The following is a 26213-nucleotide window of genomic DNA, read 5'->3' as shown; positions in this document are numbered from 1 at the left end:
CGCTCCGCACTGTTCGGATCGATAGGTGACCCTCCGATCGGGATACCCCACGACCCAGGCAGCCCCCGGGGGGGGGGGGCGGCGGGGGAGGGGGTGTGGGGAGGTATATAGGTGGGAGGGCGCAACGCGCGCCGGGGGCGTGGGGTATCCCGATCGGAGGGTCACCTATCGATCCGAACAGTGCGGAGCGGATGGAATCCGGGCGGCCGTGGCGAATAGTTCCCCTTGTTCCGGAACATGCGCGGGCGTTGGCGGTCTGCCATATCGCCTGCTGGCGGGAGGCCTATCGGGGACTCGTACCCGACCATGTGCTGGCTGCCTTCGATACGGATCGTCGAGCCGCGAGCTGGGAGCGCACCGCCCGCGGTCACGCCGGAAAGCCGACCTGGGTCGCGGAACGCGGTCGCGAGATCATCGGCTTCACCCAGTACGGCCTGCCGGATGAACTTCCGGCGGTCGCGGACCGGGAGCTGAGCGCGATGTACGTTCGTGCCCCCTGGTATGGCACCGGGCTCGCGCAGGCACTGCTCAATACCGTTCTCGAACCGGATAAGTCCTGCTCACTGTGGGTTTTCGAGGGCAACCCGCGGGCCCGCGCCTTCTACCGCAAGTACGGTTTCGTACCCGACGGCACCGCCCGGGCCGAACGGTTCGCCACCGCGACCGAGATCAGGATGGTGCGTCCGGCAGTAAAGTGCCGATCATGAGCACCGAAACCGAATACATCCGGATCGAAGACGGGGTACTGGAGATCACCCTGTCCACCGCGGCCCGAGGGACCTCGCTCGATTTCGCGGGAGTCGCCGCGGGAACCGCCGCCCTGGCCGCGGCGGGGAAGGATGTGGGTGCCGTACTGCTCATCGGTTCCGGGCCCAATTTCTGCGCCGGCGGTGACGTTCGGGATTTCGCCGCCGCCGAGGACCGTGCCGCGCACCTGTACCGGCTCGCCGATACGCTGCACGTCTTCGTCCGTGCATTGGATGCCGCGCCGGTCCCGGTGGTCGCGGCGGTGCACGGGTGGGCGGCCGGCGCCGGTATGAGCCTGGTGTGCGCCGCCGATATCGCGGTCGGCGGCCCGGGCACCCGGCTGCGCCCCGCGTATCCGGGTGTGGGATTGAGCCCGGACGGTGGTATGTCGTGGACGCTACCGCGGCTGGTGGGCGTCGCGAAGGCCCGCGACATCCTGCTCACCGACACTGTGCTGGACGCGGCCGAAGCGCACCGCCTCGGCATTCTGGCACGTCTCACCGGTAGCGACGATGCGGTCCAGGACGCCGCCCGTGACCTGGCCCGCACCCTGGCCCGCGGTCCGCGCGCCAGCTATGCCTCCATTCGTACGCTGCTGAGCCGGTCCGCCACCGCGACCCTGAGCGAACAACTGGACGCCGAACGGGATGCCATGGGCAAAGCTGCCGGGAGCCCCACCGGCCGCGAAGGCGTCGACGCGTTCCTCGCCAAACGCACTCCCGACTATTCCGGCCTGGCCTGATCGCAACCCCTGAGCACGTAGAGCCGGTCCGGTCCCGGGCCTCATCGCACCACCGATGGCGGCCCGGCGCCCGGACACATCATGCACCGGTGACAGCCGCGATCCGGCCCGGCAGGTACGACACGACACGGCCCCACACCGGGCCAGGAGTGCGAAACCGAGCCTCGGCGACACCTTCGAGCTTCGAACGCACCGACTACGCCGACCGCACCGCCCGGATCCCGAGTTCGGCCGAGCATGTGCTGACTCTGCCCCTCGCCGCATCGAGATCACCGAGCGCGGTATCGAGTTCGGCAAGGCACTCCAGGGTTGTCGGTGGGACGGGCCGGAACTCGCAACCTCGGCAATCAGCTGCGCCGGGCGCGGAGCACGAACTTGGTGACCGCCTCGGTGAAGGCGTCGTTGTCGTCGCCGGCGGCGGTATGGGCGGCATTGCCGATTTCGGCGATTTCCGCGTGCGGTACCAGTGTCTGGAATTCGGCGGCGCCTTCGGCACTGACCACATCGGATTTCATTCCCCGGATCAGCAGCACGGGGATCGTCAGGGCGCGGGCGACGCCCTCGAGGTTACGAGCCATCTCGTCGGGGTCGTGACCTTTGTCGCCGAGAATGCCCGGGTCCCAGTGCCAGTACCAGCGTCCGTCGCGTTGCCGGAGGTTGCGTAGCAGGCCCGCGCTGGATTTGGGGCGCGGCCGGTGCGGCATATATTCGGCGACCGCGTCGGCGGCTTCCTCCACGGTGGCGAAGCCTTCGGGGTTCTTGTTCAGGAAGGTGACCACCCGGTCGACTCCCTCGGGTTCGGGACGGGTGACGATATCGACCAGGACCAGCGCGGAGATCGCGTCCCCGCCCGGCGCGGCGGTGGCCAGCAGTCCGGTGATCCCGCCCATACTGGCGCCGACCAGGACCACCGGTCCGCCGCCGAGCTGTTCCAGTACCGCGAGTACATCGCCGACCATGGCCTCGTAGCGGTAATCACGATCCAGGGCCCATTGGCTGTCGCCGTGTCCGCGCGCGTCCAATGTGACCGCCCGGATTCCCGCGGCGCCGAGTTGCGCGCCCGTCTGTTTCCAGGAGTGCCGGGTCTGGCCGCCGCCGTGCAGGAACAGCACTGTGGGACCGTCCGCGGGGCCGTATCGGTCCGCAACGAGCTCGATCCCGCCCGCGCCGCGGAGTCGCAGCCGGACGGGATCGAGCAGATTGTTCGCATTACTCACGATTTGCAGCATCGCAAATATGCGGACGTTACGCCGTACGAACGGACAAAATCAGCAGTCCAGGTCCATGGCGCTGAGGGTCCGCTGGAACAGGCACGCGCCCTTGGCGTTCACCGACGCGGAGATCGTGGACGAACCGGACGAGGTGAAATCCTCGGCGACCGGCGCGGGTTCGGTGACCGGCTGGGCCGGCTGCAGGGTCAGCGGGGCCGCTCCGGCCGTCGCCCCGGCGGCGCCGGACAGGGCGGCGCCCAGCGCGAGCGTGGCGGTGATGCCGCGCAGATTCATGGTGTGCTCCTCACTTGTTTTTCTTTCGACGCTTGCTCAGGGCAGGCGCCAGTCCACTGGTTCGGCGCCGAGTTCGTCCAGGAGTTCGTTGACCCGGGAGAACGGACGCGAACCGAAGAATCCTCGCGACGCCGACAGCGGTGACGGATGCGCGGACTCGATACAGGGCACCTCGGCCTGGGTCAGTGCCGGTTTCAGCGAGGCCGCGTCACGGCCCCACAGCACCGCCACCAGTGGCTCGTTGCGGCCCACCAGGGCGCGGATGGCCTGTTCGGTGACCTGTTCCCAGCCCTTTCCGCGATGTGAAGCGGGTTTGCCCGGCGAGACGGTGAGCACGCGGTTCAGCAGCAGTACGCCTTGATCCGACCACGGGCTCAGATCCCCGCTCGTGGGGGTGGGGTGGCCGAGATCCTTGCTGTACTCGGCGAAGATATTGGCCAGGCTGCGCGGAACCGGCGAAACGTCCGGCGCCACCGAGAAGCTCAACCCCATGGGATGGCCCGGCGTCGGATAGGGGTCCTGGCCGACGATCAGCACCCGCACGTCCTCGAACGGATGCTGGAAGGCACGCAGCACATTTTCCCCGGCAGGTAGATATCCGCGCCCGGCGGCGTTCTCTGCCCGCAGGAACTCACCCATTGCCGCGATCCGGTCGGCCACCGGATCCAACGCTTTCGCCCAGCCCGGATCGATGATTTCCGTGAGTGGTTTCGTGCCCATGACCGCACAACCTATCGTGAGTGGTCCGATTTCGCCGAGTCCGAGCCGGAGAAGGCTTCCCAGCCCGCCGGACCGCGGTATCGCGCACCGTCCACGGTGACGCCTCGACCGGCCTCGATACGTCCGATGGTGGTCCATCCGGGCGGCGGTGTCACCCCGGGCGCCCAGGCCCCGGCGAATACATGATCCTCGCCGCCGGTCAGAATCCATTGCCGCGCATCGGCTTCGAGTTCGTCGGCACACCGCTCCAGGTCCGGATCGGGCAGGCCGGCGGAGTCCACCGCCACCGCGACCCCCGACGCGGCCGCCAGATGCCCGAGATCGGCGAGCAATCCGTCGGAGATATCGGTGAGCGCCTCCGGCGGAGTACCGGTACGCATGGCGACGCGAACCAGGTTGTAGGCCGGACGGGGCGCCCGGTGCGCGGCGACCGCGGCCGTCACTGCCGTGACAGCCGAATCGTCGAGTCGACGCATCGCCTCCGGGTGCGCGCGGGACAACAGTGCGTAACCGGCCGCGGACCATCCCGGGCGGCCGGCGATCGCCACCGTGCCCCCGACCCGTGCGCCGGACCGGGTCACCGGCCGATCGGCCAGCGGATCACCGAAGGCCGTGACCGAGATCACCAGCTGCGCGCTGTGCACGATATCCCCGCCCGCGACGGAACCACCCGCCCGCTCCGCTTCGGCCCAGAACCCGTCCGCGAGCTCGGTGACGAAATCCACCGGGGTGTCCCCGGGCAGTCCCAGGCCGATCACATAACCCACGGGTTCGGCGCCCATGGCATAGATATCGGCCGCGTTCTGCGCGATCGCCTTACGTCCGATCTCGCCCGGGTTCGACCAGTCCAGCCGGAAATGCCGGTCCTCGATCAACATATCCGTGCTCACCACGTAATTTCCGCGCGGCGCCGCCAATACCGCGGCGTCGTCACCGGGACCCAGCCGGACGGCGGGCCCCTGCGCCCGGCCGGCGTTGATCCGGTCGATCAGGGCGAATTCGCCCAGGTCGCGCACAGTCGGTGGAGTGCTGATCGCCAGGACCTCTCTCATTCGCCGCCGCTGCCGAGCGGGCGGGGGATTCGTCGATTCCGTCGGCCGGGATGCTCGACCGGACGGATTCGGTGCAGCGGACCGGGGCCGGGCCGTGGGCCGCCGGCCGGTCGTCCGGCGCTTTCCGCACTGACGGTACCCTGTGCCCGGAGCCGGGTGTGGTGGCAGCAGTCATTGCCGCGCTGCGGCCGGATCGCTGGTCACGCAGGGCGGAGCGATCGGATACCGGGCCGGGGCGGTCGACCGGCGGCACGCCACGCCGTACTCGATCGGCCAGATGCCCCACAGCGTCCGGCGCAGCACACCCATACCCGTACGCCGCAGGAAGGACCGCCGAGGATGCCGGGGACATCGCCCGAGAAGGATACGAAGACCCCGGATACCGAGGCACGCAATTCCGAGACCACGGACAACGCGACTCCGGAACGTGCGCCTTACCCGCCCGCGCTCATCGCGACCGCTGTCGCGTTACCCATCGCGCTGCTGGTCGGCGTCCTCGTCGCGGCCGTGATCGTGCTGCGCGGCCCAACCGGCCGTGAACCGCTGGCTCTCGGCCCGGTTCCGGCGCCCGCCGCCGACGGCCCGGCCTGCTCTGCCCTGCTGCCCGCGTTACCCGCCGACTTCGGCGAGTTCACCCGCTCGACGCTGGTCGAACCCGCGCCGCCCGCGACGGCGGCCTGGCAGCGGCCGGACGGCGGCGAAGCGGTGGTGCTGCGTTGCGGCCTGGACCGCCCGCTGGAATTCAACCGGGCTTCCCCGCTGCAGGTCGTCAACGGCGTCCAATGGTTCGAGGTCCGCGACGATACCGCGGCCACCGCCACCTGGTTCGCGGTGGACCGCGAAACTTATCTCGCGCTCACCGTTCCCGACGGCTCCGGCCCGACGCCGCTGCAGGCGATATCGGACACCATCACCGCGGAACTGCCGGCCCGGCCGCTCGATCCCGGCGAACTGCCCAACTAGCTCTCCTGCGGGCCCGGCCGACTCGGCGCAGCCCGGCGGACTTGCAGCAGCTCGGCCGGCTCAGCGCAGCCGGTCGATTTCAGCGCAGCCCGGTTCCGCGGGCGAGCGCGGTGTCGACCAGGTTGGTGAGCAGTTCCGCGTAACCGATACCGGTTTCCTGCCACATCCGCGGATACATGGAGATCGGCGTGAATCCGGGCATGGTGTTGATCTCGTTGATCACCGGCCCGTCCTCGGTGACGAAGAAGTCGACCCGCGCCAACCCCTGGCAGTCCAATGCGCGGAACGCGCGTACCGCCATCGCCCGGACTTCCTCGGCGATATCGTCGTCCAGTTTCGCCGGAACATCGAATTCGCAGACGTCATCGAGGTATTTGGTGTCGAAATCGTAGAAGGCCGGCCCGGCGGGCTCCTCACCGGCGTCGGCGTCGGCGAGGTCCTCGGGCATCCTGATCTCGGCGAGCACACTGGCTTCCACCCGGCCGTCCGGGAATTCCAGCACCCCGCATTCGACCTCGCGGCCGACGATCCCGGCCTCCACGATCACCTTCGGATCGTGTTCACGTGCGGTGGCGACCGCGGCGTCGAGATCGGCCCAGTCGGTGACCTTGGTGATTCCGATGGACGAACCGCCGCGGGCGGGTTTGACGAATACCGGCAGCCCGAGCCGCTGCCGCTCATCCGGCGTGACGGTCGCGGTGCCGGGCCGCAGCACTATCTGCACACCCACCGGCAAACCGTCGGCGGCCAGCAGTTTCTTGGTGAACTCCTTGTCCATCCCGGCCGCGCTGGCCAGCACACCGGGGCCCACATACGGGATGCCCGCCAACTCCAGCATTCCTTGAACGGTGCCGTCCTCCCCGAACGGACCGTGCAGTACCGGGAACACCACATCGACGGCGCCGAGAACGGTCTGCGGATCACCGAGCGGTACCAGTGTTCCGGCGCGGCTGGGATCGGCGGCCAGCACCAGTTCGGTACCGCCGCCGGTGACCGACGGCAGCGTCCGGTCGTGGCGGGCGAGTGCCGCGATATCGATATCGGCGAGCAGCCAGGTCCCGGCCTGGGTGATCCCGATCGGGACCGCCTCGTAACGCTCCGGATCGAGGTTGCGCAGTACGGCACCGGCCGATACGCACGACACCGTGTGCTCGTTACTGCGCCCGCCGAAGACGACGGCAACTCTGATCCGGGTCATGCCCGAACGGTACCCTGTCGCGACACCGGATAATCCCCGCGCACCGGCCGCTGCGGCTCATTCGGGTTTGATCCGGCGCCCCAGTAGTTTCTCCAGTGCCGACTGCACGGCCAATCCCTCGTGACACACCTGGTGGACGGCTTCGGTGAGCGGCATCTCCACCCCGTGCGCATCGGCGAGCGCGCGGATCGAGCTACACGATTTCACGCCTTCGGCGATCTGACCGTGAGTGGCCTCCTGGGCGACCTGCATGGAGCCGCCGGAGCCGAGCGCCACGCCGAAGGATCGGTTGCGCGAAAGCGGCGAGGTGCAGGTGGCGATCAGATCCCCGACCCCGGCCAGCCCGGCCAGCGTCGCCGGTTCGGCGCCGAGTGCCACGCCGAGCCTGATGATCTCGGCCAGGCCGCGGGTCATCAGCGCGGCGATGGAGTTGTCGCCGAAGCCCATGCCGGAGGCGATCCCGCAGGCCAGCGCGATCACATTCTTACAGGCACCGCCGATTTCGCAGCCGATCACATCGGTATTGGTGTAGGGCCGGAAGTAGCTGGTGACACAGGCCCGCTGGACCGCGGCCGCCCGCTGCGCGTCGATACAGCCGATCACCGTCGCGGCCGGCTGCCCGGCAGCCAGTTCGCCGGCGAGGTTCGGTCCCGACAGCACCGCGATCCGCGCCGGGTCTGCCCCGCTGACCTCCGCGATCACCTCGCTCATCCGCAGCAGGGTGCCGGTCTCGATGCCCTTGGCCACGCTCAGCAGGGTGGCATCGGCGCCGATATCCGGCGCCCAGGTCTTCAGGTTCGCGCGCAGAGATTGCGACGGCACGGCGAGCACCACGATCTCGGCGTCGTCCAGGGCGCGCCGGTGATCGTTGGTGGCGGCGATCGGCGGTAGCTGCACTCCCGGCATGTAGTAGGGGTTGCGGTGATCGGTGGCCAGTGCCTCGGCGACCTCGGGCCGCCGGGCCCAGACCGTGACCTCGGTCCCGGCGTCGGCCAGTACTTTCGCCAGTGTCGTACCCCACGATCCCGCACCCATTACCGCCGCCCTCGTCATCAGCTCAGAATGCCATGACAGGATGGGGCCATGTGCCCGCACTCCGTGCACGCCGTGATCGCGGTGAAATCCCTGGACAGCGCCAAGAGCCGGCTCGCCGGTGTACTGGCGCCGGCGCACCGGTCCCGGCTGGTACTGGCCATGCTCACCGATACCGTGCGTGCGGTCGCGGAGGTTCCCGCGATCGCGGCGATCACGATCGTCACGCCGGACCCGGTGGTAGCCGAGGCAACCCGTGCGCTCGGCGCCGAGGTGCACCCCGAACCGGCCCGGGCCCGCACCGACCCCGACGGGCTCAATATCGCGCTCGCCGATGCGGCGGCGGCCGTCCGAAGCCGGCACGGGGCCGTGGACCTGCTGGCGCTGCAGGCGGATTTGCCCGCATTGTGCCCGGAGGAGTTGTCGGCCGTACTGGCAGCCGCCGCCGGCGAGCTGCGCGCCCTGGTGACCGACCACGCGGGCACGGGTACCGCGGCCTTGTTCGCGCCGTCCGGCCTGCCGCTGCGTCCGCGCTTCGGCCGTGATTCGGCTCACCACCACCGCACCGACGGCGCGCGCGAACTGGCCGGTGATTGGCCGGGTCTGCGCCAGGATGTCGACACCGCCGCGGATCTGGCCGCCGTGCAGGCGCTGGGCACGGGTATCGAGACCGCTGCCCTCCTGCGTGAACTGGGTCTGCCGGCTCGTGTTCGCGAACCGGTCACCCAGGTGTGCGGACCGGTCGCCACCCCGTGAACTAGAGATAACAGTCACCGCCGGTGTCTGCACACCACCCGGTTCGTAGGGGATGATCGTAGGCGTGAGCGATACGGAAACCGTCAAGCAGCATCAGGTGCTACCCACCCCGCCTCCGGCCGCCACCCAGATCCCGGCGGACGGGAAATCTCCTCGTTTGCCGGCCGATCGCTATCTCAACCGGGAATTGAGCTGGCTCGACTTCAACGCCCGGGTCCTGGCGCTGGCCGAGGACAGTTCGCTGCCGCTGCTGGAACGCGCGAAATTCCTGGCGATCTTCGCTTCGAATCTCGACGAGTTCTATATGGTCCGTGTCGCCGGTCTCAAACGCCGCGCCGAAACCGGGCTTTCGGTGCGCTCGGCCGACGGCCGCTCGCCCAGCGAACAGCTCGAGCTGATCGCGGCCCGCACCCAGGATCTCGCCGTCCGCCACGCCGAGGTGTTCCTCACCGAGGTGCTGCCCGCGCTCACCGCGGAAGGTATCGAGATCATCGACTGGGCCGATCTGCAGGAGCCCGAGCGGGAACGGCTGTCCGCGCATTTCCAGGACCAGGTGTTTCCGGTGCTCACGCCCCTGGCCGTCGATCCCGCGCATCCGTTCCCCTACATCAGCGGGCTCAGCCTCAATCTCGCGGTCACCGTCCAGGACCAGACCACCGGTGGCGAACATTTCGCCCGCGTGAAGGTGCCCGACAATGTGGACCGGTTCGTGCGGGTCCGCCGGCCCGGTTCCGGGAACGGCGCCTCGATCGCGGCGTTCCTGCCGATGGAGGCGTTGATCGCGGCGCATCTGGATCAATTGTTCCCGGGGATGACGGTGGTCGAGCACCATTCGTTCCGGATCACCCGCAACGCCGATTTCGAGGTGGACGAGGACCGCGACGAGGACCTGCTGCAGGCGCTGGAACGCGAATTGGCGCGGCGCCGCTTCGGTTCACCGGTACGGCTCGAGGTTTCCGACGATATGACCGAGCACATGCTCGACCTGCTGCTGCGGGAACTGGAGGTCGACCCGGGCGATGTGATCCAGGTTCCGGGACTGCTGGATCTGTCCTGCCTGTGGCAGGTATACGGGGTGGACCGCCCGAATCTCAAGGACGCCCCCTACGTTCCCGCGACCCCGCCGGCGTTCGGAGAACGTGAGACCCCGCGCAATGTTTTCGCCGCCCTGCGTGAAGGCGATGTGCTGGTGCACCACCCCTACGATTCGTTCTCCACCAGCGTGCAGCGTTTCATCGAACAGGCCGCCGCCGACCCGCAGGTCCTGGCGATCAAACAGACCCTGTACCGCACCTCCGGCGATTCACCCATCGTCAACGCGCTCATCGACGCCGCCGAAGCCGGTAAGCAGGTGGTGGCGCTCGTGGAGATCAAAGCACGGTTCGACGAGCAGGCCAACATCAAATGGGCGCGCACGCTGGAACAGGCCGGGGTGCATGTGGTCTACGGCCTGGTCGGGTTGAAAACGCACTGCAAGACCTGCCTGGTGGTGCGCCGGGAGGGCTCGACCATTCGCCGTTACTGCCATATCGGCACCGGTAACTACAATCCGAAGACCGCCCGCCTGTACGAGGATGTCGGTCTGCTCACCGCGGCGCCGGAGATCGGCGCCGATCTCACCGATCTGTTCAATTCGCTCACCGGCTATTCCAGAAAAGCCGACTACCGCAATATCTTGGTTGCCCCGAGCGGTATCCGGTCCGGGATCATCTCCCGGATCGAACGCGAGACCGAATTGGCCCGGGAGGGGGCACCGGCCCGGATCCGGCTGAAGGCCAATGCCCTTGTCGACGAACAGGTCATCGACGCGCTCTACCGCGCCTCGCAGGCGGGAGTTCCGGTGCAGATCGTGGTCCGCAGTATCTGCGGACTGCGGCCGGGGGTTGCGGGTATGAGCGAGAACATCGAGGTGCGGTCGATCCTGGGCCGGGTGCTCGAGCATTCGCGGATTCTCAACTTCGCGGCACAGGACGAGTTCTGGATCGGCAGCGCCGATATGATGCACCGCAATCTGGACCGCCGGGTGGAGGTCATGGCGCAGGTGAAGGACCCGAAACTCCGGGAACGGCTCGACGGAATCTTCGAATCGGCATTGCACCCGATGACCCGCTGCTGGGTACTGGATGCCGACGGCAATTGGCAATCCAGCCCCGACCGGGCCGGCACCGGCCCGGATGGTGACGGGATCGAAGTCCGCGACCATCAAGTGGCGCTGATGCGCCTGCGCCGCCCGGATCAGCAGTGAACGCAGTGGGCACCACGCATACACCACCGTCCTACCCGGATCCCCGGACCACAGCCAATATTCATGCCGCCGGCACCGTGCTGTGGCGCCATGCGCCCGATTCGGCCGGGCGCATGGAGATCGCCGTGATCCGCCGGCCCAAATACGACGACTGGTCGTTGCCGAAGGGAAAACTCGATCCCGGCGAGACTCCGGTCCTGGCCGCGGTCCGCGAAACCGAGGAGGAGACGGGGCTGCGGCCCCGGCTGGGCCGCTATCTGGGCAAGGTCACCTATCCGATCCCGGGGCATCGCAGGCTGAAACGGGTCGACTATTGGGCGGCCGAGGTGACCGGCGGAGCGTTCACGGCGAACAACGAAGTCGACGAACTCACCTGGTGCCCGCTGGAGACGGTGATGTCGGCGCTGTCGTATCCGATGGATCGCCAGATCGTCCGGGCGTTCACCCGGTTACCGGCCGATACCCGGACCGCCCTCGTCGTCCGGCACGCCAAGGCCGGTCGCCGCGACCGGTTCCGCGGGCCGGACGAGCAGCGCCCGCTCGAACTGGCCGGGCAGCAGCAGGCACTCGCGCTGGTGCCGAACCTGCTGGCATTCGGTGCCGGGGAAATCCATTCCGCCGAACCGCTGCGCTGTGTGCAGACGGTGGCCCCGCTGGCCGAGGATTTGGGAGCCGAGGTGGCGGTGGACCCGCTGCTCGGTGATATCGGATATGCCGCGGATCCCGAGAAGGCGCGGGAACATATCCGGTCGCTGGTCCTGTCCGCCCGGGCGGTGCCCGTACTGTGCAGTCAAGGCGACACCATTCCGGATCTTGTCCGGTGGTGGGCGGAGCGGGACGGAATGCGACTGTCACCCGCCCGGACCCGGAAGGGGTCGGTCTGGGTGTTGTCTTTCGCGGGCGACCGATTGGTCGCCGCCGATCATCTGGACCGATCGCTGTCGGTCGATACCGCGCCGGCGACCGGATAGAGCCGAACCCTCACCGGCCGTGGAAACGGTCACGCCCCCGGGGATCGCCCGGGGGCTGGTCCGTCCGGCGTTTCGGTTGTGGAGGTCGCGAGCAGGCGGGCCGAGATGCGGCACGCATTACTCGCAGACGAGCACCCGTTCGCGGGTCGGAAAGCCGTCGGGGATTTCCGCGGCATCCGCGGGTGGGCGAATCAGCGCGCCTTCTTGGCGGCTTTCTTCGCCGGGGTCCGCTTCGCGGTGGTCGCCTTCTTCGTCGCCGGGGTCTTCTTGGCGGTGGCCTTGGCCGTGGTCTTCTTCGCCGCGGCTTTGGCGGGGCTCTTCTTGGCGGTCGTCTTACGGGCCGCCGTCTTGGTGGCCGCCTTCTTCGCGGCGGTGCTCTTGGCCGGCGCCTTGGTGGCGGTCTTACGTGCCGTGGTTTTGGCGGGCGCCTTGGTGGCCGACTTCTTGGCGGTGGTTTTCTTCGCCGTGGTCTTCTTGGCCGTGGATTTCTTGGCCGCCACAGGAGCATTGACACCGCGTTTGACCGCCGGGCCGGTGGCCGCGAGCTTCTGTTTACCCGCGATTACCGCCTTGAACTGCGCACCGGGCCGGAAGGCCGGCACCGAAGTGGGCTTCACCTTGACGGTTTCCCCGGTACGCGGATTACGCGCGACGCGCGCCGCCCGCTTCCGCTGTTCGAACACACCGAATCCGGTGATGGTGACGCTCTGTCCTTTGTGTACCGCACGCACGATGGTGTCGACCACATGCTCGACTGCCGCGGTGGCCGTGCGCCTGTCAGTACCCAACTTTTCGGTCAGAACGTCGATCAGTTCCGCCTTGTTCATTGAATCCTCCGCAGACTAATGGCCCGTCGTCGGACCGACTAGGTACCACGGTAAACCCACAATGGGCAAGAGTCTATGTGCCACGCCAAAATTCATGTGGCCTAGCACACGCACAGCTACCGCGTCATCGGAGACGTCACTAAGAGGCCGAGAACATTACGCCTGCGAAATAGGTTCGGGAAGGGTCTTTGGTTTCCAAGCCGGCCTTGCCTTTTCGAACTCGGCGATCACATCGCTACGCCGCAGTGTCAGGCCTATGTCATCCAATCCTTCCAACAGGCGCCACCTCGTGTAGTCGTCAATATCGAACGGCAACACGACGGTTCCAGCGGTCACCGTGCGCGCCTGGAGGTCGACAACCAATTCCAGTCCGGGCTGTTCCTCGAGCAACTTCCAGAGCATTTCGACATCATTCTGTGACATTCGCGCAGCCAGTAGACCACCCTTGCCCGCATTACCGCGGAAGATGTCGGCGAAACGTGAAGAGATAACTACCCGAAAGCCATAGTCCATCAGCGCCCAGACCGCGTGCTCACGCGATGATCCGGTGCCGAAATCCGGTCCGGCGACGAGTACGGAGCCGTGCTTGTACGGTTCGGTGTTCAGAATGAAGTTCTCGTCGCCCCGCCATGCGGCGAACAGACCGTCTTCGAATCCTGTTCGAGTCACGCGCTTCAGATAGACGGCCGGGATGATCTGATCGGTGTCCACATTGGACCGGCGCAGCGGAACGCCGATCCCCTTGTGCACGGTGAAGGCTTCCATCGTATTTCTCCTGTTTCGGGCTGATCGTAGGTTTCGGAATGCGGCGCGGCGGCTCAGTTCAGATCGGCGGGCGCCGACAGCCGGCCGCGGACCGCGGTAGCCGCGGCGACCAGTGGCGACACCAGATGCGTGCGGCCACCTTTGCCCTGCCGGCCCTCGAAATTCCGGTTGGAGGTGGAGGCGCAACGCTGGCCGGGTTCTAGCTGATCGGGGTTCATCCCCAGGCACATCGAGCATCCGGCCTGCCGCCATTCGGCCCCGGCCGCGGTGAAGATATCGCCGAGACCCTCCTTCTCGGCCTGTTCCCGCACCCGCATCGAGCCCGGTACCACCAGCATCCGCACCCCGTCGGCGACCTTGCGGCCCTTCAGGACCCCGGCCACGGCCCGCAGATCCTCGATCCGGCCGTTGGTGCACGACCCGACGAACACGGTGTCCACCGCAACCTCGCGCAACGGCATACCCGGGGTCAAATCCATGTATCGCAGCGCTTTCTCCGCCGACTCACGTGCGCTTTCGTCGGCGATCTGCGCCGGATCCGGCACATTTGCGCCGAGCGGCAGACCCTGTCCCGGGTTGGTACCCCAGGTGACGAACGGTGTCAGCGCACTCGCGTCGATATGCACTTCCCGGTCGAAAACGGCGTCTTCATCGGTCTTCAGCGCTTCCCACGCCTGTACCGCGGCATCCCAGTCCGCACCCTGCGGTGCATGCGGCCGGCCTTTCAGGAACTCGTAGGTCGTTTCGTCCGGGGCGATCATCCCGGCCCGTGCCCCGGCCTCGATGGACATATTGCAGATAGTCATCCGCGCTTCCATCGACATTTTCCGAATGGCCTCACCGCGGTACTCGAGCACATATCCCTGGCCGCCGCCGGTACCGATTTCGGCGATCACCGCCAGAATGAGGTCTTTACTGGTGACTCCCGCCGGCAGTTCCCCGTCGACGGTGATCGCCATCGTCTTGAACGGCCGCAGCGACAGCGTCTGCGTGGCCAGTACGTGCTCGACCTCACTGGTCCCGATTCCCATGGCCAGTGCGCCGAACGCGCCGTGGGTGGAGGTATGGCTGTCCCCGCACACCACGGTCGTTCCGGGCTGGGTCAGGCCGAGCTGGGGACCGACCACATGCACGATGCCCTGTTCGCGATCCCCCATCGGGTGCAGCCGGATACCGAATTCCGCGCAGTTACGCCGCAGCGTCTCCACCTGGAGACGCGAAATCGGATCGGCAATCGGTTTGTCGATATCGGCGGTGGGAACGTTGTGATCCTCGGTGGCAATGGTGAGATCCGGCCGGCGCACCGGCCGCCCCGCCGCCCGCAGACCGTCGAACGCCTGCGGACTGGTGACCTCGTGCACCAGATGCAGATCGATGTAGATCAGATCGGGTTCGCGAGCCTCGCCCTCTCCTTCACCGCGGGCGACGACATGCTGTTCCCATACTTTCTCGGCCAGCGTACGTGGCATTGTTGCGATCACCTTTCGGGCCGGGCACCCGCCCGGGTAACCCGTGGCGGATACGCGCTAGCTGGAATATCGCGACCCCATCCCACGACCCACCTGGGCTGTTCGTGATGGCATCTCAGAATGCAGGACGCTAATATCGTTGTATGAGACAGCATAGCGGTATCGGCGTTCTGGACAAAGCGGTGGCAGTGCTGTATGCGGTCGCCGAGCAGCCCTGCGGTCTCAACGAGCTGTGCGAACGCACCGGCCTACCGCGCGCCACCGCCCACCGCCTCGCGGTAGGCCTGGAAACCCATCGACTGCTGGCCCGTAACGGCGACGGCGCCTGGCGCCCGGGCCCCGCCCTCGGCGAACTCGCCGCCGGCGCCGCCGATCCGCTGCTCGAGGCCGCGAGCTCGATCCTGCCCCGGCTGCGCGAGATCACCGGCGAAAGCGTGCAACTGTACTGCCGCGACGGCAACCAGCGGGTCTGCGTCGCCGCCCTGGAGCCGCCCGCCGGATTACGCGATACCGTGCCCATCGGCTCCCGGCTGCCGCTCACCGCCGGTTCGGCCGCGAAAGTCCTGGTCGCCTGGGCCGATCCCGACCTGCAGCGCAGCGTGCTCGCCGAGGCTCTCTACACCGAACGCACTCTCGCCGATGTCCGCAAACGGGGTTGGGCGCAGAGCGCCGGCGAACGGGCGGCCGGGGTCGCGAGTATCTCGGCACCCGTACGGGATCAGCAGGGCGCCGTGGTCGCCGCGATATCCGTTTCCGGCCCGATCGACCGGATGGGCCGCCGCCCCGGTGCCCGCTGGGCCGCGGACCTCGTCGCGGCGGCGGATGCCCTGCACCGCCGACTCTGAGCGGTGGGCACCCGCCGTCACTTATGGTGACCTCATGGGAGTGAACCAACGGTCACAGATCGTGATGACCGACGCCGAGATCACCGATTTCCTCACGCGCAGCCGCGTGGCCACCCTGGCCACCCTGGGTGCCGACGGAAAACCGCACCTCACCGCCATGTGGTACGCGCTGATCGCCGATCCCGACCGCCCCGATGCCGTTCCCGAACTGTGGTTCGAAACCAAAGGCAAATCCCAGAAAGCCGTCAATCTCCGCCGGAATCCCACGATCACCTGCATGGTCGAGGCCGGCCAGACCTACGACACCCTGCGCGGCGTCTCCATCGAGGGCCACGCCGAAGTGATCGACGATCCCGAGAAGCTGTTCGCCGTCGGCGTCAGCGTCTGGGAGCGTTATACCGGCCCCTACACCGAAGATATGCGCCAGTACGTCGAAGGCATGCTGAACAAGCGCGTAGCCGTCCGCGTGGTCCCCGAACGTATCCGCAGCTGGGACCACCGCAAACTCGGCCTCCCCGAAATGCCCCTCGGCGGCTCCACCGCCGGCGCCCTCGACGACTGATCTCGAACTCCCCGGGTGATTCCGATCACCCGGGCAGCCGCCCGGCCGCCGTCCGACGCACGGTGTGCCGGACAACCACCCACCGCCGAGTCACCATCGATGCATGGAGAACAAGTGCGGCACCCGTGGTGCCCGCGTAGCCGCTCCCGGCCGGGTCGTCCTCCTCAACGGAGTCTCGAGCTCGGGAAAGTCCAGCATTGCGCGCAGGCTCCTGATCGACCTCGACCGCCCCTTTTTCCACATGGGCGTCGATATGTTCGGCGCCATGCGTTCGGAATCCCGAACCCACGAACTCGATCCGCGCGACCTCGCAGCGGCCTCCGCCGGACCCGCGCCGGTTTCCACCGCGCTGTCGCGGGAATGGCCTGGGCAGGCAACGACATCGTCATGGACCATGTCCTGAGCGAACCCTGGCGACTACCCGACTGCCTGGCCGTGATGACCGGTATCGACGTCGTTTTCGTCGGTGTCCACTGCCCACCCGGCGAACTCCGAAACCGCGAACGCCGCCGCGCCGACCGGCCCACAGGCACAGCCGCCAGCCAGCTCGATGCGGTCCACGCCCACGAAATCTACGATCTGGAAGTCGATACCGGGACCGCCTCCATCGAGGCATGCTCAGCCGAGATCAAGGCGTTCCTCGACGGGCACTCGTCGAATCGCGCCTTCGACAAACTGCGAGCCGCAGCCGACAGATGACCTACGCGCCCGGCCCCGCATTGCCGCCGCGTGCACCCCGCCCGAAGCCCGATCGCGCCACGCCCGCACCGGCCGCCACATGAAATGTAGAGCCCGAATGTGTTGTTCATCACCCACGCGCGTCGCGTCGACACCAGATACGGCCGCCGAGCCCCAGCCGGTATTCGCCCGGCCGAATGACCGCGAGCCCCCGCCGGGTGCCGCCGAACATCGAGCCCGGATTCCACAAGTGCCTCAACGGGGAGCGCCGGCCGACAGATGACCGCCTCCGAAGACACCGAACGCACAGCAGACCGCGCCCCAGGTCCCACCGGGCCGCTGGTCGCCACCGCCCCATTGCTGGGTGGGGACACCCCCGAGATCCAGCAGCAGGCGGGCGTTGTGCGGCAGTCACCGCAGCACAACCATCACCACCATCTCCGGGCCGATCCACCACACCAATGCCGAATAACACCAACCACAGAGGGGTCCAGGGGCGCAGCCCCCCGCCACGCCCCACAGGAAAACCGATCACCGATAGCCAGTCCAGATCTCGCACCCGAACCGGCACATCCGCCGCCCACCGGCCACGAACGCCTACCCGAATCCCACGAACCGCAAAGGGGTCCAGGGGCGCAGCCCCGGCAAAACCCCGGTGGGAATCCCTCCACGGAGGGGGTCCAGGGGGCGCCGGGCCCGCCTGGCCGGGGTGGGGGGGGGGGGGCCCCCCCAAAAAAAGCCGAAGAGCAAAAGCACAAGGGGGACAAGGGCATGGGCCGGCCCGCCGGGGTGGCCCCCCGGGGGTTGGACCCCCGCAAAACATCGCGAATCAGCAAAGGCTCATGCTCTCCATGAGCATGAGCCTGCCAGCTGAGTAGCCCCGACGGGATTTGAACCCGCGCTACCGCCTTGAGAGGGCGGCGTCCTAGGCCGCTAGACGACGGGGCCAGGACTTTGATCGACTCCTGGCTGGAGCGGATCGTGGATCTTTCGATCCGAAGCTCGATCAGCGTAACCGACCGGGCTGCGGCGACCAAATCGCCTGGATATTCGTTCCGCACCGCATCTGGAGGATGTAGTAGAGAGCGATCTCCGCTGGGGTACCAGGACTCGAACCTAGAATGGCTGAACCAGAATCAGCTGTGTTGCCAATTACACCATACCCCAATGACCTGGGCTTTCGGTTCGTCGCTGGCTGCGGCGGCACCGTCGTTCCGGCCGAGAAAGAGAGTACCAAACTGTTCGGGGGAAACTACAAATCGCCTGGTCAGCACGCGGTTGTTGGGTTCGTCCGGATGGGTTTCGGCCGGCCGCTCGGCCCGGCGGCCGGGACTGCCGCCGATCCCGGCGTCAGCTGTCCGGGCGGGGAATCCGTGGCGAATGCGGCGGTGCCGGTCGGCGCGGGATCCGAACCCGTTCGCGTGTGGGTTGCGGTTTGCACGGCACCGGCACCCCGGCCTAGGGGCACGATCCCGATCGAACAGCGGCACCGGTCCTCGCCCACCTATCCCACGGCCGACGCTGCATCCGGCGACGGCGTGGTGGCTCAGGTGCCGTGGTGGCGCAGCTCGACAGTGTCACCGGCAACGCGGCTCAGGTGCGGGTCCCGTCGAGCACCGGGCCGCCCGACCTTCCCCGCGCTCGCCGGCCGGAGACCGGTGGGCAGCGCCTCTGGGCCCCGCACGACGATCACGGGGCCCGCCGGGAGGGGTTATTCGCTGGGCGCGACCCATTCGCGTCCGGCCCGCAGGCGGCGCATGGATTCTTCCCGCCCGAGCAGTTCCATGGATTCGTACAGCGGCGGGCTGAAATGTGATCCGGTGACCGCGACCCGTACCGGCGCGAACGCTTTTCTGGGTTTCAGTTCGAGCCGCTCGATGAGCGCCGTTTTCAGCGCTTCTTCTATTTCGGCGGCGGTCCATGTGGTGAGTGGTTCGAGTGCGTCGACAGCCGCGTCCAGAACCGGGTGGCTGTCTTCTCCGAGGTTTTTCTTTCCGGCTGCCGGGTCGATTGCGAAGTCGGTGGCGGGAGCGAAGAGGAATCGGAGCAGATCCCAGGCGTCGGCGAGTACGACTATTCGGGTCTGAACGAGTTCGGCGGCTTCGGCGAATACTTTCTCGTCGATTTCTTCACCGATATATCCGTGCCGGAGGAAGTATTCGCGCAACCGGCCAGCGAAATCGTCCGGGGCGAGCATCCGGATGTGTTCGGCGTTGATCGCGTCCGCTTTTTTCTGGTCGAAGCGGGCCGGGTTCGAGTTGACTTTGGAGATGTCGAAGGCGGCGATCATCTCGTCCAGTGTGAACACGTCGTGGTCGTCGGCGATGCTCCAGCCGAGCAGGGCGAGGTAATTCAGTAATCCCTCGGGGATGAAGCCGCGGTCGCGGTGCAGGAACAGGTTGGATTCGGGGTCGCGTTTGGAGAGTTTCTTGTTCCCCTGCCCCATCACGAAGGGCAGATGCCCGAATTCCGGGGTGAAATCGGTGACGCCGATACGCTGCAGGGCGGCGTAGAGGGCGAGCTGACGCGGGGTGGAGGAGAGCAGGTCCTCGCCGCGCAGGACGTGGGTGATCCGCTGGGTCGCGTCGTCGACCGGGTTGACCAGCGTGTAGAGCGGGTCGCCGGTGCCGCGGGTGAGCGCGAAATCGGGGACGGTGCCCGCTTTGAAGGTGGTCTCGCCGCGTACGAGGTCGTTCCAGGTGAGATCGGTGTCGGGCATACGCAGCCGGACCACGGCACCGCGGCCGGCGGCCTTGTATTCGGCGATCTGTTCGGGTGTCAGATCGCGATCGTAATTGTCGTAGCCCAGTTTCGGATCGCGTCCGGCCGCACGGTGGCGTTCTTCGACTTCCGCTGGCGTGGAAAAGGATTCGTAGGCTTCTCCGGCTTCCAGCAGTTTCCGCACCACGTCGAGATGGATATCGCGGCGCTGCGATTGCCGGTACGGCGCATAGGGTCCGCCGATTTCCGGGCCTTCGTCCCATTCGAGGCCGAGCCAGCGCAATGCGTCCAGTAGCGCCAGATACGATTCCTCGGAATCCCGTGCGGCATCGGTGTCTTCGATTCGGAAGACGAAGGTTCCGCCGTGATGTTTGGCGTAGGCCCAGTTGAACAGCGCGGTGCGGATGAGTCCGACATGCGGTGTTCCGGTGGGCGACGGGCAGAAACGGACCCGTACGTTTGTCATGTCTCTCTTTCGTTCAGCGTTTGGCGGCAACAGGATTGGTGAGTGTTCCGATTCCGGCGACGGTCACCGAGACGCTCTGACCGTCTTTCATCGGGCCGACACCTTCGGGTGTGCCGGTGAGGATCACATCACCGGGCAGCAGGGTCATCACCCGGGTGATCCATTCGATGATTTCCGGAATATCGTGCAGCAGTAGTGATGTGGTGCTGCGTTGCTTCACTTCACCGTCGAGTTCGGTGGTGATCTCGAGGTCGGCCGGATCCAGTTCGGTTTCGATCCAGGGACCGAGCGGGCAGAAGGTGTCGTACCCTTTGGCCCGCGTCCATTGCCCGTCCTGGGCCTGCTGATCGCGGGCGGTGACATCGTTGGCGACGGTGTAGCCGAGGATGACGTCCTTGGCGCGGGCCGCGGTGACGTCCTTGCAGGGCCGCCCGATCACAACGGCCAGTTCGCCCTCGAAGTCGACCCGGGCGGAGTTGGGCGGCAGCTGGATGGGCACGTTCGGCCCGATGATGGAGGTGTTCGGTTTGATGAAGATCACCGGCTCCTCCGGTGCCTGGCTACCGAATTCGGCGGCGTGCGCCGCGTAGTTCTTGCCGATGCAGATCACCTTGCTGGCCAGGATGGGGGCGAGCAGGCGGATATCGGCCAGCGGCCAGCTACGGCCGGTGAACGTCGGCGTGCCGAACGGGTGTTCGGCGATTTCTTTGGCGGTCTCGCCGTCGATGGCGACGAAAGCGACCCCGTCGGGGCTGGCAACTCGACCTAGACGCATGCTCGGAGTCTATCCAGCCGGGTTCACCAGCCCGAATGCGCCCGACCGGTCGGCATGCGGGGGTGGTGAAAAGTGTGACACCGCCTGGTAAAACCGCGGCTCGGCGGTGTACGGTGACCAAAAGTTCAAGATCTGAGAAGCACTTCCCATATATTGAGATGTTGCTGTATTCCGAAATGGGGAACTATGGCACCCAGTTCACCGGCGGCCACCCGAGCCGCCGTGCCCGGAAACCGACCGGCACCGGTCTCCTCCGCGCGCCGCTGGCTCATGCTCGCCCTCGGGGTGTTCGCCCAGACCTCGAGTGCGATCTTCGTCCACGGTGTCCCGTTCCTGTTGCCCGCGCTCACCGCGGGCGGTATGCCGCTGCCGACGGCCGGGCTGCTGGTCGCGCTGCCGACCGTGGGGCTGTGCTGCACCCTCATCGCCTGGGGTTATCTGGTGGACCGGTTCGGCGAACGCATCGCACTGGTCGCCGGACCGCTGATCATGTGCGCCGCCGGCACCGCGGCCGCCTTCACGACGAGCTATCCCCTGCTCGGAGTTCTGTTGTTCCTCGGCGGTATGGGCGCCGCCAGCACGAACGGTGCCAGCGGCCGGGTGATCGTCGGCTGGTTCCCGCCCGAACGGCGCGGCCTGGCGATGGGTATCCGGCAGACCGGCCAGCCCATCGGGGTGGGTATCGGCGCATTGTCCATTCCGCTGGTCGCGGACAGTGCCGGGATCGCTCCTGCGCTGCTCGTGCCGGCTGTTCTGGCGGGTCTGGCGGCGGTGGGCTGTCTACTGGGCATCGTCGATCCGCCCCGCCCGCCGCGAGCCGAATCCACCGGCGCCAACCCGTACCGCGCCGGCGGCACCCTCTGGCGTATCCACGGAGTGTCCGTCCTGCTGGTCATTCCGCAGGGCACCGTCTGGACCTTCGCACTGCTGTGGTTGCATCGCGATATCGGGTGGTCGCTGGCCGCTGCCGGCGCCCTGGTCACCGGCACGCAAGTGCTCGGCGCGCTGGGCCGGATCGGTGCGGGCGCCTGGTCCGACCGCGTCGGTAGCCGGATGCGTCCACTGCGCCTGATCGCCGTCGCCGCGGTCACCACCATGGCGCTGCTGGCCTTGACCGCCTGGACCGAATGGTGGTGGGCCGCCATCCCGCTGATGGTGATCGCCTCGGTGGTCTCGGTATCCGACAACGGCCTGGCCTTCACGGCCATCGCCGAACTCGCCGGCCCCTACTGGAGCGGCCGCGGCCTCGGCATCCAGAACACCGGACAGAACCTGATGATCGCCGCGGTACCGCCGGTCTTCGGCGGCCTCATCACCGCAACCGGATTCCCGGCGGCCTATTTGGCGGCAGCTGCGCTGGCCGCGGTAGCCATTCCACTGGTGCCGTTTAATTCGGAGAATCCCCCGGGTAAGTGCCGGCCACCGCGGTCGGCTCGATAAGCTGGCAACCGCATCGGCGATAGCCGCTGCACACCGTGCTCATAGCCCGAATCCATCACAGAAACCGACTCCTGGCCCGGCGTACACCGATATCCGAATCCTGATTCGGCGGGAGTGCCGCCACTTCGCCGGACGTCCACGGTGGAGATACCGCGAACCGCTGGGCCGCAGGTGACGAGCCCGGTACGGCTGACGAACCACTCAAATATCGCTGAGAACCGCAGGGTCGAAACTCACGCGGATCGTCGAATCCACCTCGACATCGGCAGCGAATTCACTACCTTCGGTAACGACGGGGCCCCACCGGTAGGTACTTCCTTCAAGGGTTCCGCGGTGAACACGAACTTTTGGCTGGTGCTCGATCAGCCAGTACTGCGGTATGCCCAGCGCCGCATACTCACTCACCTTCCGGACCCTGTCGGTGCGCTCACTACCGCTCCCGGGCGACACCACCTCGACCACCAGCAGGAGATCGATACCAGGTATGAGTTTCGGCGAGCCGTCCGAGATCACAGACCGCGCGATATCGTAGGGAACCACGGCGATATCCGGCTTCCGTACGCCGGCCGGTGTGCTGATCTCCCACTCGCCCCCATCGCAAACGATCACAGGAGCTTCACCGAGCGCACCCTCGATTATCCGAGACAGCCTGCGCGCGATCCAGTTGTGCCGTGCGCCCGCTGCCACCTCGACCAACCACCCGTCTTCGAGTTCGAATCCCTTGCCGTCTTCCGGCAAGTCATATAGATCCAGCACTGTGTACGGGCCGAAGCCTGCATCACAGGTGGCATGCCACGCGGTCATGCTGCCCTCCAAGCGCGATCGGGCCGTCCATCGGGGATACGCCCAGGTATCCCCCGATGGTATCGGAGATGTACCCCGATTTCGTTGGCGGAAAGTTGGGAACTTCCAGGTCAGACCGCGGTGGCAATCCGATCGCCGACTTCGGTGGTGGAGGAGCTGCCGGTGCGGCCCGACAGGTCCTCGGCGACCGCGTCCTGGATGCGGGCGGCAGCCGCGGTTTCGCCCTTGTGCTCGAGCAGCAGGGAGACCGAGAGGATGGCGGCGGTCGGGTCGGCCTTGGACTGGCCGGCGATATCGGGGGCGCTGCCGTGGACCGGTTCGAACATGCTCGGGTTGGTGCCGGTGGCGTCGATATTGCCGCTGGCGGCCAGGCCGATACCGCCGCTCACCGCGGCGGCGAGATCGGTGATGATATCGCCGAACAGGTTGTCGGTGACGATCACGTCGAAGCGGGCCGGATCGTTGACCATATGGATGGTGGCGGCGTCGATGTGCTGGTAGGCGACCTCGACATCGGGGAACTCGGCGCCCACCGCGTCCACCGTGCGCTGCCACAGCGAACCGGCGAAGGCCAGGACGTTGGTCTTGTGCACGAGCGTGAGGTGCTTGCGCCGGGTCTGTGCCTTGGCGAAGGCGTAGCGGACCACGCGTTCGACGCCGAACCGGGTGTTGGTGCTGACCTCGGTGGCGACCTCGTGCGGGGTGTCGACGCGGATGGCGCCGCCGGTCCCCGTGTACGGACCTTCGGTGCCCTCGCGGACGACCACGAAATCGATATCCGGGCTGCCGGCGAGTGGGCTGCCGACGCCCGGGTACAGCTTGGAGGGCCGCAGGTTGACATGGTGGTCGAGCGCGAACCGGGTACGCAGCAGCAGACCGCGTTCGAGGATGCCGCTGGGCACCGAGGGGTCGCCGATCGCGCCGAGCAGGATCGCATCGTGCTGCTTCAGCTCCGGCAGCACCGATTCCGGCAGGATCTCGCCGGTGGCGTGGTAGCGCTTGGCGCCGAGATCGTATTCGGTGCGTTCCACACCGGGCAGCACCACATCGAGTACTTTGAGCGCCTCGGCGACGACCTCCGGGCCGATACCGTCACCGGGGATCACGGCGAGCTTCATGACAACCACGCTTTCTGGATACGACATGCCGCGAGCGGTCGCGGCCGGCGGGCCGGGTGCGGCCGCCGCTGGGACAGTGATTCTGCGCCGGTCCGCCCGGGTGCGGAAAACCCGGGCGGATTCGTACGGGGTTGCGCGCCGCCTATCGCGTCCGCCGGCGGCGCACCGCTACATCAGAACAGGTCGACCAGCGCGACCTTGCCGGCGCCCACGGCGGCCGCGATATCGGCGCGCACCGATTCGGGCACCTCCTTGTTCACCCGCAACATCACAGTGGCGCCTTCTTTGTTGGCGTCCTGGGTGAGCTGGGCGGCGAGGATATCGATCTCGGCGGCGCCCAGAGCGGTGCCGACCTTGCCCAGCGCGCCCGGCTTGTCCTCGTAGTTGAGGACGGCCAGGTTGATACCTTCGGCGCGCATATCGTAGTTGCGGCCGTTGATGTTGACGATCTTCTCGACCTGGGCCGGTTCGGTGAGCGCGCCGGCGACATTGATGGTGCGACCGTCGCCGAAGACCGCGCGCAGATCCACCAGGCTGCGGTGGCTGGGGCTTTCGGTGACCGTGGTGACCTCGGCGCTGATCCCGCGGTCCTGCGCGAGCGCGGGCGCGTTGACGAAGGTGACCTGGTCGTCGACATGGGCGGAGAACACACCGCGCAGCGCGGCCAGTTGCAGCACCTCGACCTCGGACGAGGCCAGCTCGCCGCGGACCTGCACCTCGAGGCTCACCGGCAGTTCGTCGGCCAGCGCACCCAGCAGCGCACCCTGTTTGCGGACCAGGTCCAGCCAGGGCGCCACTTCGTCGCCGACCACACCGCCGGTGACGTTCACCGCGCCGGGAACGAATTCACCCGCCAGGGCCAGCAGCACGGACTTGGCCACATCGGTGCCGGCCCGATCCTGCGCTTCGCTGGTGGAGGCGCCCAGATGCGGGGTCACCACGACCTGCGGCAGTTCGAACAGCGGGCTGTCGGTGCAGGGCTCGGTTTCGTAGACGTCGATACCCGCGGCGCGTACATGGCCGGACTTGATGGCCTCTGCCAGCGCGGCCTCGTCCACCAGGCCACCGCGCGCGGCGTTGACGATGATCACACCCGGCTTGGTCTTGGCGATCGCGTCCTTACCGAGGAGGCCCTTGGTTTCCGGTGTCTTCGGCAGGTGGATGGAGATGAGGTCGGCCCGCTCCAGCACCTCGTCCAGGGTGAGCAGCTCGATTCCGAGCTGGGCGGCGCGCGCCGGGGAGACGTAGGGGTCGTAGGCGACGACCTTGGTTTCGAAGGCCGCGAGTCGTGCGGCGAACAGCTGCCCGATCCGGCCGAGGCCGATCACACCGACCGTTTTGCCGAAGATCTCCACACCGTTGAAGCTGCTGCGCTTCCAGGTGCGCTCGCGCAGGGTGGCATCGGCGGCGGGGATCTGGCGGGCCGCGCTCAGCATCAACGTGACGGCGTGCTCGGCGGCGGTGTGGATATTGGAGGTCGGCGCGTTGACGACCATGACACCGCGTTCGGTGGCGGCGGGGACGTCGACATTGTCCAGGCCGACACCGGCCCGAGCGACGATCTTCAGGTTCTTGCCGGCCTCGAGGACTTCGGCGTCGACGGTGGTGGCGGAACGCACGAGCAGCGCGTCGGCCTCCGGCACCGCCGCCAGCAGGGCGGGCCGATCCGGGCCGTCGACCCAGCGGACCTCGACACCGTCACCGAGCGCATCGACGGTCGACTGGGCGAGCTTGTCGGCGATCAGAACTACAGGACGGCCTGCTTGGCTCACGGTGGGGTTCTCCTGGATCAGGGGGGACGGCCAGTTGACG

The 26213-nt window shown here is 67.3% G+C and carries 25 protein-coding genes and 2 tRNA genes; 11 read left to right on the top strand and 16 right to left on the bottom strand.

Translation table 11 applies throughout. The features are described 5' to 3' along the window. Positions 1-191: 191 nt before the first annotated feature. On the top strand, positions 192-707 hold the full coding sequence (locus tag QH195_RS07960; RefSeq protein WP_280434904.1) for a GNAT family N-acetyltransferase: 516 nt from the start codon (positions 192-194) through the stop codon (positions 705-707). After that, entirely contained in the window at positions 704-1489 is a 786-nt protein-coding gene (locus tag QH195_RS07955; protein ID WP_280423964.1) for an enoyl-CoA hydratase/isomerase family protein, read from the top strand. The genes QH195_RS07960 and QH195_RS07955 overlap by 4 nt, the downstream gene beginning before the upstream one ends. 347 nt (positions 1490-1836) lie before the next feature. Here QH195_RS07955 and QH195_RS07950 read toward each other — a convergent pair whose 3' ends face one another. The 4 genes from QH195_RS07950 to QH195_RS07935 are packed head-to-tail and all read right to left on the bottom strand — an operon-like array spanning position 1837 to position 4766. Next, a complete protein-coding gene (locus QH195_RS07950; protein WP_280434903.1) occupies positions 1837-2706 on the bottom strand; it encodes an alpha/beta fold hydrolase in 870 nt (289 codons plus the stop codon). 51 nt (positions 2707-2757) lie between these two features. Beyond that, positions 2758-2994 carry a hypothetical protein gene (locus QH195_RS07945; protein ID WP_033241348.1) on the bottom strand — a complete coding sequence of 79 codons (237 nt, stop codon included), beginning with the start codon at positions 2992-2994 and terminating at the stop codon, positions 2758-2760. Positions 2995-3030: 36 nt separating this feature from the next. Then, positions 3031-3714 carry a uracil-DNA glycosylase gene (locus tag QH195_RS07940; RefSeq protein ID WP_280423962.1) on the bottom strand — a complete coding sequence of 228 codons (684 nt, stop codon included), beginning with the start codon at positions 3712-3714 and terminating at the stop codon, positions 3031-3033. 11 nt (positions 3715-3725) lie between these two features. Continuing rightward, positions 3726-4766: a thiamine-phosphate kinase gene (locus QH195_RS07935; protein WP_280434902.1), complete on the bottom strand. Its 1041-nt coding sequence runs from the start codon at positions 4764-4766 to the stop codon at positions 3726-3728. 339 nt (positions 4767-5105) lie between these two features. Here QH195_RS07935 and QH195_RS07930 point away from each other — a divergent pair, with 339 nt between their 5' ends. After that, complete coding sequence (locus QH195_RS07930) at positions 5106-5729, top strand: DUF3515 domain-containing protein (protein ID WP_280434901.1); 624 nt, start codon at positions 5106-5108, stop codon at positions 5727-5729. Positions 5730-5808: 79 nt separating this feature from the next. On the opposite strand, the gene QH195_RS07925 is transcribed toward QH195_RS07930, so the two are convergent. Beyond that, the gene (locus QH195_RS07925) at positions 5809-6927 is read right to left on the bottom strand and encodes a D-alanine--D-alanine ligase family protein (protein WP_280434900.1); all 1119 of its coding nucleotides are present in this window, start codon (positions 6925-6927) and stop codon (positions 5809-5811) included. A 57-nt stretch (positions 6928-6984) separates the two neighbouring features. Further along, positions 6985-7980 (bottom strand): NAD(P)H-dependent glycerol-3-phosphate dehydrogenase, encoded by a 996-nt coding sequence (locus tag QH195_RS07920; RefSeq protein ID WP_280434899.1) that lies wholly within the window; start codon positions 7978-7980, stop codon positions 6985-6987. A gap of 30 nt (positions 7981-8010) precedes the next feature. Between QH195_RS07920 and cofC the strand changes: the two genes are divergently transcribed. Genes cofC through QH195_RS07905 form a run of 3 tightly spaced genes read left to right on the top strand, consistent with a single transcriptional unit; the run spans position 8011 to position 11931 of the window. Further along, positions 8011-8715: a 2-phospho-L-lactate guanylyltransferase gene (cofC, locus tag QH195_RS07915; RefSeq protein ID WP_280434898.1), complete on the top strand. Its 705-nt coding sequence runs from the start codon at positions 8011-8013 to the stop codon at positions 8713-8715. A gap of 52 nt (positions 8716-8767) precedes the next feature. Further along, the gene (locus tag QH195_RS07910) at positions 8768-10960 is read left to right on the top strand and encodes an RNA degradosome polyphosphate kinase (RefSeq protein WP_280434897.1); all 2193 of its coding nucleotides are present in this window, start codon (positions 8768-8770) and stop codon (positions 10958-10960) included. Beyond that, on the top strand, positions 10957-11931 hold the full coding sequence (locus QH195_RS07905) for an NUDIX hydrolase (RefSeq protein ID WP_280434896.1): 975 nt from the start codon (positions 10957-10959) through the stop codon (positions 11929-11931). Before QH195_RS07910 ends, QH195_RS07905 begins: the two co-directional genes overlap by 4 nt. A 191-nt stretch (positions 11932-12122) precedes the next feature. Here the strand turns inward: QH195_RS07905 and QH195_RS07900 are convergent, their stop codons facing one another. The 3 genes from QH195_RS07900 to leuC all read right to left on the bottom strand — a co-directional run bounded on the left by QH195_RS07900 (position 12123) and on the right by leuC (position 14992). Then, positions 12123-12758 carry an HU family DNA-binding protein gene (locus tag QH195_RS07900; protein WP_280423954.1) on the bottom strand — a complete coding sequence of 212 codons (636 nt, stop codon included), beginning with the start codon at positions 12756-12758 and terminating at the stop codon, positions 12123-12125. Positions 12759-12914: 156 nt separating this feature from the next. Further along, on the bottom strand, positions 12915-13523 hold the full coding sequence (leuD, locus tag QH195_RS07895) for a 3-isopropylmalate dehydratase small subunit (protein WP_280423953.1): 609 nt from the start codon (positions 13521-13523) through the stop codon (positions 12915-12917). Positions 13524-13576: 53 nt separating this feature from the next. After that, positions 13577-14992: a 3-isopropylmalate dehydratase large subunit gene (gene leuC / locus QH195_RS07890; protein ID WP_280423952.1), complete on the bottom strand. Its 1416-nt coding sequence runs from the start codon at positions 14990-14992 to the stop codon at positions 13577-13579. 143 nt (positions 14993-15135) lie between these two features. Here leuC and QH195_RS07885 point away from each other — a divergent pair, with 143 nt between their 5' ends. From QH195_RS07885 to QH195_RS07870, 4 genes are all read left to right on the top strand, one after another. Further along, on the top strand, positions 15136-15837 hold the full coding sequence (locus QH195_RS07885; RefSeq protein ID WP_280423951.1) for an IclR family transcriptional regulator: 702 nt from the start codon (positions 15136-15138) through the stop codon (positions 15835-15837). 34 nt (positions 15838-15871) lie between these two features. Then, positions 15872-16399, top strand: a complete 528-nt coding sequence (locus QH195_RS07880; RefSeq protein ID WP_280434895.1) for a pyridoxamine 5'-phosphate oxidase family protein — start codon at positions 15872-15874, stop codon at positions 16397-16399. A 103-nt stretch (positions 16400-16502) separates the two neighbouring features. Then, positions 16503-16802 carry a phosphotransferase-like protein gene (locus tag QH195_RS07875; RefSeq protein WP_280434894.1) on the top strand — a complete coding sequence of 100 codons (300 nt, stop codon included), beginning with the start codon at positions 16503-16505 and terminating at the stop codon, positions 16800-16802. Continuing rightward, positions 16760-17098, top strand: a complete 339-nt coding sequence (locus tag QH195_RS07870; RefSeq protein ID WP_280434893.1) for a phosphotransferase-like protein — start codon at positions 16760-16762, stop codon at positions 17096-17098. The genes QH195_RS07875 and QH195_RS07870 overlap by 43 nt, the downstream gene beginning before the upstream one ends. A gap of 854 nt (positions 17099-17952) precedes the next feature. On the opposite strand, the gene QH195_RS07865 is transcribed toward QH195_RS07870, so the two are convergent. The 4 genes from QH195_RS07865 to QH195_RS07850 all read right to left on the bottom strand — a co-directional run bounded on the left by QH195_RS07865 (position 17953) and on the right by QH195_RS07850 (position 21039). Next, positions 17953-18025: transfer RNA gene (locus QH195_RS07865), tRNA-Glu, on the bottom strand. A 147-nt stretch (positions 18026-18172) separates the two neighbouring features. Beyond that, positions 18173-18244, bottom strand: a tRNA-Gln gene (locus QH195_RS07860). 544 nt (positions 18245-18788) lie between these two features. After that, on the bottom strand, positions 18789-20264 hold the full coding sequence (gene gltX, locus QH195_RS07855; RefSeq protein ID WP_280434892.1) for a glutamate--tRNA ligase: 1476 nt from the start codon (positions 20262-20264) through the stop codon (positions 18789-18791). A 13-nt stretch (positions 20265-20277) separates the two neighbouring features. Next, positions 20278-21039, bottom strand: a complete 762-nt coding sequence (locus QH195_RS07850; protein ID WP_280434891.1) for a fumarylacetoacetate hydrolase family protein — start codon at positions 21037-21039, stop codon at positions 20278-20280. Between the two features lie 186 nt (positions 21040-21225). On the opposite strand from QH195_RS07850, the gene QH195_RS07845 reads away from it, so the two are divergent. After that, a complete protein-coding gene (locus QH195_RS07845) occupies positions 21226-22479 on the top strand; it encodes an MFS transporter (RefSeq protein ID WP_280434890.1) in 1254 nt (417 codons plus the stop codon). Positions 22480-22680: 201 nt separating this feature from the next. Here the strand turns inward: QH195_RS07845 and QH195_RS07840 are convergent, their stop codons facing one another. The 3 genes from QH195_RS07840 to serA form a co-directional block, all read right to left on the bottom strand. Further along, a complete protein-coding gene (locus QH195_RS07840) occupies positions 22681-23283 on the bottom strand; it encodes a Uma2 family endonuclease (protein WP_280423324.1) in 603 nt (200 codons plus the stop codon). Positions 23284-23393: 110 nt separating this feature from the next. After that, positions 23394-24401: a 3-isopropylmalate dehydrogenase gene (locus QH195_RS07835; RefSeq protein ID WP_280434906.1), complete on the bottom strand. Its 1008-nt coding sequence runs from the start codon at positions 24399-24401 to the stop codon at positions 23394-23396. Between the two features lie 173 nt (positions 24402-24574). Beyond that, complete coding sequence (gene serA, locus QH195_RS07830; RefSeq protein ID WP_280423234.1) at positions 24575-26173, bottom strand: phosphoglycerate dehydrogenase; 1599 nt, start codon at positions 26171-26173, stop codon at positions 24575-24577. Between the last annotated feature and the right edge of the window lie 40 nt (positions 26174-26213).

Origin of the sequence: Nocardia carnea (genome assembly GCF_029868855.1) — a bacterium.
GTDB lineage: Bacteria > Actinomycetota > Actinomycetes > Mycobacteriales > Mycobacteriaceae > Nocardia > Nocardia carnea_A.
The sequence above is the reverse complement of the archived record's forward strand: the minus strand, read 5'-3'. Positions and strand labels throughout refer to the sequence as shown.